The sequence below is a fragment of the Pseudomonas sp. GL-RE-26 genome, assembly GCF_019956275.1.
GTDB classification, from domain to species: Bacteria; Pseudomonadota; Gammaproteobacteria; order Pseudomonadales; family Pseudomonadaceae; genus Aquipseudomonas; species Aquipseudomonas grandcourensis.
Genome location: NZ_JAHBDI010000013.1, coordinates 64,640 through 78,037, shown reverse-complemented (window position 1 = coordinate 78,037; position 13,398 = coordinate 64,640). Strand labels below are relative to the sequence as shown.

Annotated in this window: 12 protein-coding genes; all 12 read left to right on the top strand. The window is 61.7% G+C overall.

The features are described from left to right. The first annotated feature begins 4 nt into the window (after positions 1-4). The 12 genes from mraZ to KGB07_RS11585 are packed head-to-tail and all read left to right on the top strand — an operon-like array spanning position 5 to position 13,398. Positions 5-460, top strand: a complete 456-nt coding sequence (gene mraZ / locus KGB07_RS11640; protein WP_007917012.1) for a division/cell wall cluster transcriptional repressor MraZ — start codon at positions 5-7, stop codon at positions 458-460. After that, positions 457-1,404, top strand: coding sequence for a 16S rRNA (cytosine(1402)-N(4))-methyltransferase RsmH (gene rsmH / locus KGB07_RS11635; RefSeq protein ID WP_007972589.1), 948 nt, complete (start codon positions 457-459; stop codon positions 1,402-1,404). Before mraZ ends, rsmH begins: the two co-directional genes overlap by 4 nt. Continuing rightward, on the top strand, positions 1,401-1,694 hold the full coding sequence (gene ftsL, locus KGB07_RS11630; protein WP_046041919.1) for a cell division protein FtsL: 294 nt from the start codon (positions 1,401-1,403) through the stop codon (positions 1,692-1,694). The genes rsmH and ftsL overlap by 4 nt, the downstream gene beginning before the upstream one ends. Then, complete coding sequence (locus KGB07_RS11625) at positions 1,694-3,433, top strand: peptidoglycan D,D-transpeptidase FtsI family protein (protein WP_177323526.1); 1,740 nt, start codon at positions 1,694-1,696, stop codon at positions 3,431-3,433. Before ftsL ends, KGB07_RS11625 begins: the two co-directional genes overlap by 1 nt. Continuing rightward, positions 3,433-4,896 carry a UDP-N-acetylmuramoyl-L-alanyl-D-glutamate--2,6-diaminopimelate ligase gene (locus KGB07_RS11620; protein ID WP_223465451.1) on the top strand — a complete coding sequence of 488 codons (1,464 nt, stop codon included), beginning with the start codon at positions 3,433-3,435 and terminating at the stop codon, positions 4,894-4,896. Before KGB07_RS11625 ends, KGB07_RS11620 begins: the two co-directional genes overlap by 1 nt. Then, the gene (locus KGB07_RS11615; RefSeq protein ID WP_046041923.1) at positions 4,889-6,256 is read left to right on the top strand and encodes a UDP-N-acetylmuramoyl-tripeptide--D-alanyl-D-alanine ligase; all 1,368 of its coding nucleotides are present in this window, start codon (positions 4,889-4,891) and stop codon (positions 6,254-6,256) included. The genes KGB07_RS11620 and KGB07_RS11615 overlap by 8 nt, the downstream gene beginning before the upstream one ends. Further along, positions 6,256-7,338: a phospho-N-acetylmuramoyl-pentapeptide-transferase gene (gene mraY, locus KGB07_RS11610; protein WP_016773275.1), complete on the top strand. Its 1,083-nt coding sequence runs from the start codon at positions 6,256-6,258 to the stop codon at positions 7,336-7,338. Before KGB07_RS11615 ends, mraY begins: the two co-directional genes overlap by 1 nt. Positions 7,339-7,344: 6 nt before the next feature. Then, positions 7,345-8,691 carry a UDP-N-acetylmuramoyl-L-alanine--D-glutamate ligase gene (murD, locus tag KGB07_RS11605; RefSeq protein WP_223465449.1) on the top strand — a complete coding sequence of 449 codons (1,347 nt, stop codon included), beginning with the start codon at positions 7,345-7,347 and terminating at the stop codon, positions 8,689-8,691. Next, complete coding sequence (gene ftsW, locus KGB07_RS11600; protein WP_046041925.1) at positions 8,688-9,905, top strand: putative lipid II flippase FtsW; 1,218 nt, start codon at positions 8,688-8,690, stop codon at positions 9,903-9,905. Before murD ends, ftsW begins: the two co-directional genes overlap by 4 nt. Beyond that, entirely contained in the window at positions 9,895-10,965 is a 1,071-nt protein-coding gene (gene murG / locus KGB07_RS11595; protein ID WP_046041926.1) for an undecaprenyldiphospho-muramoylpentapeptide beta-N-acetylglucosaminyltransferase, read from the top strand. The genes ftsW and murG overlap by 11 nt, the downstream gene beginning before the upstream one ends. Continuing rightward, complete coding sequence (gene murC, locus KGB07_RS11590) at positions 10,958-12,418, top strand: UDP-N-acetylmuramate--L-alanine ligase (protein ID WP_046041927.1); 1,461 nt, start codon at positions 10,958-10,960, stop codon at positions 12,416-12,418. Before murG ends, murC begins: the two co-directional genes overlap by 8 nt. After that, entirely contained in the window at positions 12,415-13,398 is a 984-nt protein-coding gene (locus KGB07_RS11585; RefSeq protein WP_223465448.1) for a D-alanine--D-alanine ligase, read from the top strand. The genes murC and KGB07_RS11585 overlap by 4 nt, the downstream gene beginning before the upstream one ends.

Sequence of the window (13,398 nt, the reverse complement as noted above, 5' to 3'; positions counted from 1 at the left end):
TGACGTGTTTCGCGGAGCCAACGCTATCAGTCTCGATGCAAAGGGCCGTCTCGCAATGCCGAGCCGGTACCGTGACGAGCTCGATTCGCGCAGCTCCGGTCAGTTAATCGTGACAATTGATGCCGTTGATCCTTGTTTGTGTGTTTACCCCCTCGATGAGTGGGAAATTATTGAAACCAAACTGCGCGCACTGCCTTCGCTTCGCGAAGAGAACCGTCGCCTGCAACGTTTACTGATTGGTAATGCCGTCGACCTCGAGCTCGATGGCAGTGGTCGTTTTCTGGTTCCGCCGCGTCTTCGTGAATATGCCAAGTTGGATAAGCGCGCGATGTTGGTAGGCCAACTGAACAAGTTCCAATTGTGGGACGAGGATGCCTGGAACGCGGTTTCTGCCGCTGACCTGGCTGCCATTCAACAACCGGGCGCGATGCCTGATGAACTGCGTGATTTGATCCTGTGACTATTGATAGCGGCTTTAACCACATCACCGTACTGCTTGACGAAGCCGTCGAGGCTCTCGCCGTACGTCCTGATGGCTGCTATCTGGACGGCACGTTTGGGCGCGGCGGACACAGCCGGTTGATCCTCAGCCAGCTCGGTCCCGATGGTCGGTTGCTCGGATTCGATAAAGATCCACAAGCGATTGCCACTGGGCAGACGCTAGCGGCCGAAGACGGCCGCTTTGTCGTTGTGCAGCGCAGCTTTGCCGAGCTCGGTTCGGAAGTCGCCGAACGCGGTCTGGCCGGCAAGGTCAGCGGCGTTCTGCTGGATCTGGGCGTGTCTTCGCCACAGCTCGACGACCCTGAGCGCGGCTTCAGCTTCCTCAACGACGGTCCCCTGGATATGCGCATGGATCCGTCCCGTGGCATCAGCGCCGCCGAATTCGTCAACACCGCTCCGGTGGAAGAAATCGCCCGGGTGTTCAAGGAATACGGCGAAGAGCGTTTCTCCGGCCGCATGGCCCGTGCCGTGGCCGAGCGCCGCGACATCAAGCCATTCGAGCGCACCGGTGACCTGGCTGAAGTCCTGAAGGTCGCCAACCCGGCGTGGGAAAAGGGCAAGAACCCTGCAACCCGCGCTTTCCAGGGATTGCGTATTCACGTCAACAACGAACTGGGTGATCTGGAAACCGGTCTCGAAGCCGCGCTGGAGTGCCTGGAAGTGGGCGGTCGCCTGGTGGTGATCAGCTTCCATTCGTTGGAAGACCGTATCGTCAAACTGTTCATGCGCAAGCTGGTCAAAGGCGAAGCCGACAACCTGCCGCGCAACCTGCCGGTTCGGCATGTCGCCTTCGAACCGAAAATCAAAGTCCATGGCAAAGCGCAGACGGCCTCCGACGCCGAACTCAAAGCCAACCCACGTTCCCGTAGCGCTGTCATGCGCGTGGCGGAGAAGCTGCGGTGAGCAAGCTTTTCGCCAAGCCATTGCCCGGCGGAAGCTTCTTCATGCTGCTGCTGTTTATCGGCGTGCTCGTGTCGGCCATCGGCGTGTCCTACAGCGCGCACTGGAACCGTCAGCTATTGAATTCGCTGTACAACGAACTGAGCGTGCGCGACAAGGCGCAGGCGGAGTGGGGCCGGTTGATTCTGGAGCAGAGCACCTGGACCGCCCACAGTCGTATCGAAGTGCTGGCTACCGAACAATTGAAAATGCATATCCCTGGTGCCGCTGACGTGAAGATGGTGGCGCCATGATGAAACTCGAAGGTGCACTCTTTCCTTGGCGGTTCCGCGTGGTGCTGGGTTTGCTCGGTATCATGGTGGCCGCGATTGCCTGGCGCATCATCGATTTGCAAGTGGTCGACCGTGCCTTCCTTAAAGGTCAGGGCGATGCCCGCAGTGTTCGTCATATTCCCATTCCGGCTCACCGTGGTCTGATCACCGACCGTAACGGCGAGCCTTTGGCCGTGAGTACTCCGGTCACCACCCTTTGGGCCAATGCCAAGGAAATGCAAACAGCCAAAGAGAAGTGGCCGGCACTGGCGGCTGCCTTGGGGCAGGACCCGAAAGCCCTGGCCGAACGTCTCGAAGCCCAGGCCAACAAAGAATTCATTTATCTGGTGCGCGGACTGACCCCGGAGCAGGGCCAGGCTGTGCTCGATCTGAAGGTGCCGGGTGTTTATGGCATCGAAGAGTTCCGGCGTTTCTACCCGGCCGGCGAAGTCACTGCTCATATGGTCGGGTTTACCGACATCGATGATCACGGTCGTGAAGGCGTCGAACTGGCCTACGACGAATGGCTGGCCGGGGTCCCTGGCAAGCGTCAAGTGATCAAGGACCGGCGCGGCCGGCTGATCAAGGATGTGCAGGTCACCAAAAACGCCAAGGCCGGTAAGCCCTTGGCGTTGTCCATTGACCTGCGCCTGCAATACCTGGCCAACCGCGAATTGCGCAATGCGATCATCGAGAACGGCGCCAAGGCCGGCAGCCTGGTGATCATGGACGTGAAGACCGGCGAGATTCTCGCAATGGTCAACCAGCCGACCTACAACCCGAACAACCGCCGCAACCTGCAGCCGGCGATGATGCGTAACCGCGCGATGATCGACGTGTTCGAGCCAGGCTCGACCATGAAAGCGATCTCGATGAGCGCCGCGATCGAAACCGGCCGCTGGAAACCGAGCGACACCGTCGAGGTGTATCCGGGCTCCTTGCAGATTGGCAAGTACACCATCAAGGACGTTTCCAAGACCGAAGGTCCGGTGCTCGACCTGACCGGCATCCTGATCAACTCCAGTAACGTCGGCATGAGCAAGGTCGCGTTCGATATTGGTGGCGAAACCATTTTCCGTCTGGCGCAGAAAGTCGGCCTCGGCCAGGACACCGGCCTGGGTTTTCCGGGCGAGCGCGTCGGCAACCTGCCGAACTACCGCGAATGGCGCAAGGCAGAAACCGCCACGCTGTCCTACGGCTACGGTATCTCCGTGACCGCGATCCAGCTGGTCCACGCCTTCTCGGCCTTGGCCAACAATGGTCGCCTCGCACCGCTGACCCTGATCAAGACTGACAAAGCGCCGCAAACCACCCAGGTGCTGCCGGAGGCGGTCGCGAAAACCATGCAGGGCATGCTGCAGCAAGTGATCGAGGCCCCGCGCGGTGTATTCCGTGCGCAGGTGCCGGCGTATCACGTGGGCGGCAAGTCGGGTACTGCGCGTAAAACCTCGGTCGGCACCAAGGGTTACGCCGAGAACTCCTACCGTTCGCTGTTCGCCGGCTTCGGCCCGATGAGCGACCCGCGTTACGCCATCGTGGTGGTAATCGACGAGCCGACCAAGGCCGGTTACTTCGGCGGCCTGGTTTCCGCACCGGTGTTCAGCCGCGTGATGTCGGGCACCCTGCGCCTGATGAACATTACCCCGGACAACCTGCCACCTACTCAACAAGCGAACGCAACACCGGTCGTTCCGCTGAAAGCCAATGGAGGGCGCGGCTGATGTCTCTGAGCCTGAACAAGATTTTCCCTCACGCCGGCCACGATCTGCTGATTCGCGAACTCGCCCTGGACAGCCGCAATGTGCGCGCGGGCGATCTGTTCCTCGCCGTGCCGGGTGGGAAATTCGATGGGCGCGCGCATATTGCCGACGCCTTGCAACGCGGTGCTGCCGCAGTGGCCTATGAAGTAGAAGGCTCCACAGTCCTGCCGATCACTGAAGTGCCGCTGATTCCGGTCAAAGGCCTGGCGGCTCAGCTGTCGGACATCGCAGGGCGCTTTTATGGCGAGCCGAGCCATCACCTGAACCTGGTGGGCGTGACCGGCACCAATGGCAAGACCAGCGTGACTCAATTGGTTGCCCAGGCACTGGACCTGCTCGGCCAGCACTGCGGCTTGGTCGGCACGCTCGGTTCCGGTTTCTACGGCGCGCTGGAAAGCGGCCTGCACACCACGCCGAATCCGATTGCCGTGCAAGCGACCCTGGCGGACCTGAAAAAGGCCGGGGCCAAAGCCGTGGCGATGGAGGTTTCTTCCCATGGCCTGGACCAGGGCCGCGTGACGGCATTGGCCTTCGATGTGGCGGTGATGACCAACCTGTCCCGCGATCACCTGGATTACCACGGCACCATGCAGGCTTACGGCGAAGCCAAGTCCAGGCTGTTTGCCTGGAATGACTTGAAATGCCGCGTGGTCAACCTCGACGACAAGTTTGGTCGGCAACTGGCCGCCGACAAGTGCGAATCGCGGCTGATCACCTATAGCCTGGAAGATTCCAGCGCTTACCTGTATTGCCGCCAGGCGCAATTCGACGACGAAGGCGTGCGCGCCACGCTGGTCACGCCACAAGGCGAGCACCACTTGCGCAGCACCTTGCTCGGTCGCTTCAACCTGAGCAATGTCCTGGCGGCGGTCGGCGCGTTGCTCGGTCTGGATTACGCCCTGGACGAAATCCTCAAGGTGCTGCCGCAGCTTGAAGGCCCTGCCGGTCGCATGCAGCGTCTGGGCGGTGGTTCGCAGCCGCTGGTGGTGGTCGATTACGCCCACACCCCGGATGCCCTGGAAAAAGTATTGCTGGCCCTGCGTCCGCACGCCAAGGGCCGGTTGTTGTGCCTGTTCGGCTGTGGCGGCGACCGCGATCGCGGCAAGCGCCCGTTGATGGCTGAAGTGGTCGAGCGCCTGGCCGATGGCGTGCTGGTGACCGATGACAATCCGCGCACTGAAGACCCATCGGTGATTTTCGATGACATCCGCGCCGGTTTCACGGCAGTGGATAAAGTGGAATTCGTTGCCGGTCGTGGTCAGGCGATTGCCCGGCTGATCGCCAGTGCCTCAGCGGATGACGTGATTGTCCTGGCCGGTAAAGGTCACGAGGACTATCAGGAAATCAACGGCGAGCGTCATGCCTTTTCCGATCTGGTCGAGGCCGATCGCGCCTTGACTGCGTGGGAGGTGACCCATGCTTAAGGCCTTGAAACTGAGTGAACTGACTGCTGCGCTGAATGCTCGCCTTGTGTCCGTCGATGCCAGCTTCGACGGTGTCAGCATCGACAGCCGTGCAATCAAGCCGGGGCAGTTGTTCATTGCCCTGACCGGTCCGCGTTTTGACGGTCATGACTATCTGAACGAAGTCGCCGCCAAGGGCGCCGTGGCTGCGCTGGTCGAGCGTGAAGTCGCTGGCAGCACGCTGCCGCAGTTACTGGTCAGCGACACCCGCCAGGCCCTGGGCCAGTTGGGCGCGCTGAATCGCGTCGCCTACGTCCATCCGGTCGCGGCCGTCACCGGTTCCAGCGGCAAGACCACGGTCAAGGAAATGCTTGCGAGCATCCTGCGCACGCGCGGCGCAGTGCTGGCCACTCGTGGCAATTTAAACAACGACCTCGGCGTGCCGCTGACCTTGCTCGAACTGGCGCCGGAACACACCGCTGCCGTGATCGAACTGGGTGCTTCGCGTCTGGGCGAAATTGCCTACACCGTCGGCCTGAGCAGGCCGCACGTGGCCATTCTCAATAACGCCGGGACCGCCCACGTCGGTGAGTTCGGCGGTCCGGACAAAATCGTCGAAGCCAAGGGTGAGATCATTGAAGGGCTGGATGCCGATGGCGTCGCCGTTCTCAATCTCGACGACAAGGCATTCGGTATCTGGAAGGCGCGCGCCGGTGACCGCAAAGTGCTGACGTTTGCGTTGAGCAACACCAGTGCCGATTTCTACGCCAGTGACCTGGCCACCGATGCTCGCGGCTGCCCGGCGTTCAACCTGCACAGCCCTGAAGGCTCGGAGCGCGTTCAACTGAACCTGCTCGGCACCCACAACGTCGCCAATGCCATGGCCGCCGCTGCCGCCGCCCATGCCCTGGGTGTGTCGCTGTTCGGTATCGCCGCCGGCCTTGGCGCGGTGCAACCGGTCAAGGGTCGCACCGTTGCGCAATTGGCCAGCAATGGCATGCGCGTGATCGATGACACTTACAACGCCAACCCCACCTCAATGTGCGCTGCCGTTGATATACTGGCCGGCTTTTCCGGTCGCACCGTCCTGGTGCTCGGGGATATCGGCGAGTTGGGCGAATGGGCGGAGCAGGGGCACCGCGACGTGGGCGAGTACGCCCGTGGCAAGGTTTCTGCGCTGTACGCCGTCGGGCCAATGATGGCTCACGCCGTGAACGCATTCGGTCCGCAGGCTTTTCACTTCAGCACACAGGCTGAACTGATCAAGGCCCTGGGTGCCGAGCAAGACACAAATACCACCATTTTGATCAAGGGGTCGCGCAGCGCTGCGATGGAAAACGTCGTCGCCGCCTTGTGCGGGTCCAGTCTGGAGAAACATTAATGCTGCTGCTGCTAGCGGAGTATCTGCAACAGTTCTACAAAGGCTTCGCGGTCTTCCAGTACCTGACCCTGCGCGGGATTCTCGGTGTACTGACCGCGCTGGTCCTGTCGCTGTGCTATGGCCCATGGATGATCCGCACGTTGCAGAACCGTCAGATCGGTCAATCCGTTCGCAACGACGGCCCGCAGTCGCACCTGTCCAAGTCGGGTACACCGACCATGGGTGGCGCGCTGATTCTGTCGTCCATCGGTGTCAGCACTCTGCTGTGGGCTGACCTGAGCAACCGTTACGTCTGGGTCGTGTTGCTGGTGACCCTGCTGTTCGGCGCCATCGGCTGGGTCGACGACTACCGCAAGGTCATCGAGAAGAACTCCCGTGGCTTGCCGAGCCGCTGGAAGTATTTCTGGCAGTCGGTGTTCGGCCTGGGCGCGGCGATCTTCCTTTATATGACTGCCGCTACGCCGGTGGAAACCACCCTGATCCTGCCGATGCTCAAGGACTACAGCATTCCGCTGGGCGCCGGTTTCATCGTGCTGACCTATTTCGTGATCGTCGGTTCGAGTAACGCGGTCAACCTGACCGACGGCCTCGATGGCCTGGCGATCATGCCGACCGTGATGGTCGGCGGTGGCCTGGGCATTTTCTGCTACCTGTCGGGTAACGTGAAATTCGCCGAATACCTGCTGATTCCTTATGTACCGGGCGCTGGTGAGTTGATCGTGTTCTGTGGCGCACTGATCGGAGCAGGCCTGGGCTTCCTCTGGTTCAACACCTATCCGGCACAAGTCTTCATGGGTGACGTCGGCGCACTGGCGCTGGGCGCGGCCCTGGGCACCATCGCGGTGATTGTCCGTCAGGAAATCGTCCTGTTCATCATGGGCGGCGTGTTCGTGATGGAAACCCTGTCAGTCGTCATTCAGGTTGCCTCTTTTAAACTGACCGGTCGCCGTGTATTCCGCATGGCGCCCATTCACCACCACTTTGAACTCAAGGGCTGGCCCGAGCCGCGCGTGATCGTCCGTTTCTGGATCATCACCGTGATTCTCGTGCTGGTTGGCCTTGCCACCCTGAAGCTGAGGTAGAAATACGTGTCTCTGATCGCTTCTGACCACTTCCGCATCGTTGTCGGCCTCGGCAAGAGCGGCATGTCCCTGGTTCGCTTCCTGGCGAACCGGGGCGTGGCGTTTGCCGTGGCCGATACGCGGGAAAATCCACCGGAACTGGCCACGCTCAAGCGTGACCATCCGCACGTGGAAGTGCGTTGTGGCGAGCTGGACGTCGAATTTCTGTGCCGTGCCGACGAGCTCTACGTGAGCCCCGGCCTGGCGCTGGCGACCCCGGCCCTGCAGGCTGCCGCCGCCCGTGGCGTGAAGTTGTCCGGCGACATCGAGTTGTTCGCGCGTAACGCGAAGGCGCCGATCGTGGCCATCAGCGGTTCCAACGCGAAAAGTACCGTCACCACGCTGGTCGGCGAGATGGCGGCTGCGGCAGGCAAGCGTGTTGCCGTCGGTGGCAACCTCGGTACGCCGGCGCTGGACTTGCTCAGCGACGACATCGAGTTGTACGTGATGGAGTTGTCGAGTTTCCAGCTGGAAACCACCGATCAGCTCAACGCCGAAGTGGCGACTGTGCTCAACGTCAGCGAAGACCACATGGACCGTTACAGCGGTCTGCCGGCCTATCACCTGGCCAAGCACCGGATCTTCCGTGGCGCCAGGCAGTTTGTGGTCAATCGTCAGGACGCCCTGAGTCGTCCGTTGATAGGCGAAGGGCAGCCATGCTGGACCTTCGGCCTGAGCAAACCCGATTTCAAAGCTTTCGGTATTCGTGAAGAAGACGGCGAGAAATACCTGGCCTTCGAATTCCAGACTCTGATGCCAGTGCGAGAATTGAAGATTCGCGGCGCCCACAACCAGTCCAACGCCCTGGCAGCCCTGGCCCTGGGCCATGCAGTCGGCCTGCCATTCGATGCCATGCTGTCGAGCCTGCGCACCTTCGCCGGTCTCGAACACCGCTGCCAGTGGGTCCGTGACCTCGACGGCGTGGGCTATTACAACGATTCCAAGGCCACCAACGTTGGCGCTGCACTGGCTGCCATCGAAGGCCTGGGCGCGGACATTGACGGCAAGGTCGTGCTGATCGCCGGTGGCGATGGCAAGGGCGCCGAGTTCAAGGAGCTGCGCGATCCGGTGGCGGCCAACTGCCGCGCCGTGGTCCTGATGGGCCGCGATTCCGACAAGATCGGCGAGGCCATCGGCGATGCCGTACCGCTGATCGGCGCCGGCTCCCTGATCGAAGCCGTCGAGCAATGCCGCGCCGTAGCCCAGCCGGGCGACGTGGTGCTGCTGTCGCCAGCCTGCGCCAGTTTCGACATGTTCAAGAACTACGAAGACCGTGGTCACCAGTTCGTCCAAGCCGTGGAGGATCTGGCATGAGCCTAAAAGGCATCATCAAGCCGTATCCATCGCCGCTCATCACCGGGCGCGGTATCGACCTCGACTTCCCGATGCTTGCCGGTTGCCTGACGCTGCTCGGCCTGGGGCTGATCATGATCGCCTCGGCATCGACCGAAGTGGCGGCCGTGCAGTCGGGCAGCGCCCTGTATTACATGATTCGCCACCTTATTTACGTGGTGCTGGGCCTGGGTGCCTGCATCGTCACCATGATGATCCCGATCGCTACCTGGCAACGTCTGGGCTGGCTGATGCTGCTGGGTGCGTTCGGCTTGCTGGTGATGGTGATCGTTCCGGGGATCGGCCGTGAAGTTAACGGCTCGATGCGCTGGATCGGCTTCAGTTTCTTCAACGTCCAGCCTTCCGAGATCGCCAAGGTGTTCGTGGTGATCTACCTCGCCGGTTATCTGGTGCGTCGCCAGAAAGAAGTGCGCGAAAGCTGGATGGGCTTCTTCAAGCCGTTCATCGTGCTGCTGCCGATGGCGGGCCTGCTGCTGATGGAGCCGGACTTCGGTGCCACCGTCGTGATGATGGGCGCTGCGGCGGCGATGCTGTTCCTGGGGGGCGTCGGGCTGTTCCGTTTTTCCCTGATGGTGGTGCTGGCTGTCGGCGCGGTGGTGCTGTTGATTCAAATGCAGCCGTATCGAATGGCGCGCCTGACCAACTTTGCCGACCCGTGGGCCGACCAGTTCGGTGCCGGCTATCAGCTGTCCCAAGCCTTGATCGCCTTCGGTCGCGGCGAATGGCTGGGCGTCGGCCTGGGCAACAGCGTGCAGAAACAGTTCTACCTGCCGGAAGCCCACACCGACTTCGTGTTCTCGGTCCTGGCCGAAGAACTGGGTGCCGTGGGTTCGTTGTGTACCGTGGCACTGTTCGTCTTCGTGTGTATTCGCGGCATGTACATCGGATTGTGGGCGGAAAAGGCCAAGCAGTTTTTCGCCGCTTATGTTGCCTACGGTTTGTCGTTCCTGTGGATCGGCCAGTTCCTGATCAACATCGGCGTGAACGTCGGCCTGCTGCCGACCAAGGGTCTGACCCTGCCGTTCCTCAGTTATGGTGGCAGTTCGTTGGTGATCTGCTGTGCCTGTCTCGGCTTGTTGCTGCGCATCGAGTGGGAAAGTCGAACCCACCTGGGCAGTGAAGAGATGGAGTTCCATGAGAGCGACTTCGCTGAGGAGCCGAACCATGGGCGCTAACGTCATGATCATGGCAGGCGGTACCGGTGGCCACGTGTTCCCGGCGCTGGCCTGTGCCCGCGAATTCCAGGCGCGCGGCTATACCGTGCACTGGCTCGGCACCCCGCGTGGCATCGAGAACGATCTGGTACCGGCAGCCGGTATCGAGCTGCACCGGATCAACGCCAGCGGTCTGCGCGGCAAGGGCAAATTGTCCCTGCTCAAGGCGCCGTTCATGTTGTTCAAGTCGGTCTGGCAGGCGCGGGCGATCATTCGCCGTCTGCAACCGGTCTGCGTCGTGGGTTTTGGTGGCTTTGTGACCGGTCCTGGCGGCGTCGCGGCAAAACTGGCCGGCGTGCCGGTGATCGTTCACGAACAGAACGCCGTGGCCGGTACCGCCAATCGGTTGCTGGTGCCGTTGGCCGCCCGAGTCTGTGAAGCGTTCCCCGACACCTTTACCCTGTCGGACAGCCGCCGGACCACTGGTAATCCGGTGCGCACCGAGCTGTTCCTCGAGACATCGCGACCTGCCCTGGCCGGTCGCAAGGCGCGTTTGCTGATCCTGGGCGGAAGCCTGGGCGCAGAACCGTTGAACAAGTTGCTGCCTGAAGCCCTGTCGCAAGTCGCTGCCGACTTGCGTCCGGAAGTGTTCCATCAGGCCGGCAAAAACCACGATGAAGTGACTGCAGAGCGCTATCGCGCGGCTGGCGTCGAGGCGCAGGTGCAGCCCTTCATCAAAGACATGGCTCAAGCCTACAGCTGGGCCGACCTGGTGGTATGTCGCGCAGGCGCGCTGACCATCAGTGAACTGGCCGCCGCCGGTCTGCCCTCGATGCTGGTGCCTTTGCCTCACGCCATCGACGATCACCAGACCCGCAACGCCGAATATTTGGCCCGTGAAGGCGCAGCCTTCCTGATGCCGCAAAGAACGACTGGTGCAGCGGATCTTGCCGCTCGCCTGACAGAGGTCCTGATGCAACCACAACGACTCAACGAAATGGCTACCGCGGCACGCCGCCTGGCCAAACCCGATGCCACCCGTAACGTGGTCGATAGCTGCCTGGAGGTGGCCCATGGTTGAGAGTCAGAAAGCCATGCCGCAACCGGAAATGCGCCGCATCCGTCGTATCCACTTCGTCGGTATCGGCGGTGTGGGCATGTGCGGGATTGCCGAAGTGCTGCTGAACCTGGGTTATGCCGTGTCCGGCTCTGACCTGAAGGCTTCGCCGGTGACCGAGCGTCTGGAGTCCTTCGGGGCGCAGATCTTCATCGGTCATCGCGCCGAGAACGCCGCGGCCGCTGACGTGCTGGTGGTGTCGAGCGCTGTGAACACCTCCAACCCGGAAGTCGCTACCGCGCTGGAACGCCGTATCCCGGTGGTGCCGCGTGCAGAAATGCTGGCTGAGCTGATGCGTTATCGCCACGGCATCGCCGTTGCCGGTACCCATGGCAAAACCACCACCACCAGCCTGATCGCTTCGGTGTTCGCCGCCGGTGGCCTGGACCCGACATTCGTGATCGGTGGACGCCTGAATGCCGCGGGCACCAATGCCCAGCTCGGCACCAGTCGCTACCTGATCGCCGAAGCCGACGAAAGCGACGCCAGCTTCCTGCACTTGCAGCCGCTGGTGGCCGTGGTCACCAACATCGACGCTGACCACATGGCGACCTATGACGGTGACTTCAACAAGCTGAAGAAAACCTTCGTCGAATTCCTGCACAACCTGCCGTTCTACGGCCTGGCGGTGGTGTGCCTGGACGATCCGGTGGTGCGTGAAATCCTCCCGCAGGTCAAACGCCCGACGGTCACCTATGGCTTCGGCGAAGACTGCGACGTGCGCGCCATCAACGTGCGCCAGCAAGGCATGCAGACCTTCTTCACCGTGCTGCGCCCTGACCGCGAGCCGCTGGATGTTTCGGTGAACATGCCGGGCAACCACAACGTATTGAATGCACTGGCGACCATCTGCATCGCCACTGACGAAGGCGTCAGCGATGAAGCCATCGTCCAGGGCCTGTCCGGGTTCCAGGGTGTCGGCCGACGCTTCCAGGTCTACGGCGAACTGCCGGTGGACGGCGGCAATGTGATGCTGGTCGATGACTACGGTCACCACCCGACGGAAGTCGCGGCCGTGATCAAGGCCGTACGCGGTGGCTGGCCGGAGCGCCGCCTGGTGATGGTCTACCAGCCGCACCGTTACAGCCGCACCCGTGATCTGTACGACGATTTCGTCAATGTACTGGCCGACGCCAACGTACTGCTGCTGATGGAAGTCTATCCGGCCGGCGAAGAGCCGATTCCGGGCGCCGACAGCCGCAAGCTGTGCAACAGCATCCGTCAGCGTGGCCAGCTTGATCCGATCTATATCGAGCGTGGTGTTGACCTGGCGCCAGTGGTCAAGCCGCTGCTGCGCGCCGGCGACATCCTGCTGTGCCAGGGCGCCGGCGATATCGGCGGTCTCGCACCAAAACTGTTGAAAAGTGAGTTGTTCGCCGGTGCCGTTGCCGCGCCGGAGAAGGGGACGTTGAAATGACTGCTGCCTACGCCAACCTGGTCTCCACGATCGCGCCGAAAGATTTCGGCCGCGTCGCCGTGCTGTTCGGCGGCAAGAGTGCCGAGCGAGAAGTGTCCCTGAAGTCGGGTAACGCTGTTCTGGACGCACTGCAAAGCGCCGGTGTGGACGCGTTCGGCCTCGACGTGGGCGATGACCTGCTGCAGCGTCTGCTCAACGAAAAGATCGACCGCGCCTTCATCATCCTCCACGGTCGTGGCGGTGAAGACGGCAGCATGCAGGGCCTGCTCGAATGCCTGGGCATTCCGTACACCGGCAGCGGCATTCTGGCGTCGGCCCTGGCGATGGACAAACTGCGCACCAAGCAGGTCTGGCACAGCCTGGGCATTCCGACCCCACGTCACGCGGTACTGAGCAGCGAGGCCGATTGTATTTCGGCGGCCACGGAACTGGGCTTCCCTTTGATCGTCAAACCGGCCCATGAAGGTTCAAGTATCGGTATGGCCAAAGTGAGTTCAGCGTCCGAATTGATCGACGCATGGAAAGCGGCCAGTACCTACGATTCGCAAGTGTTGGTCGAGCAATGGATTCACGGTCCGGAGTTCACCATCGCCACCCTGCGTGACCAGGTGTTGCCACCAATTGCCCTGGGCACGACGCACAGCTTCTACGACTACGACGCCAAGTACATCGCCAACGATACCCAGTACCGCATTCCGTGCGGTCTGGACAGCGCCAAGGAAAAGGAACTCATGGACCTCACGGCGAAAGCCTGTGAAGCGCTGGGTATCGCCGGTTGGGGCAGGGCAGACGTGATGCAGGACGCCGATGGGCAGTTCTGGTTCCTGGAAGTCAACACCGCACCGGGCATGACCGATCACAGCCTGGTGCCGATGGCGGCCCGTGCCGCCGGTCTGGATTTCCAGCAACTGGTTCTGGCCATTCTGGCCGAGAGCGTTGCCGGCAATGCTGCCGGTAACCAAGAGTCGACGAGAGGTTAA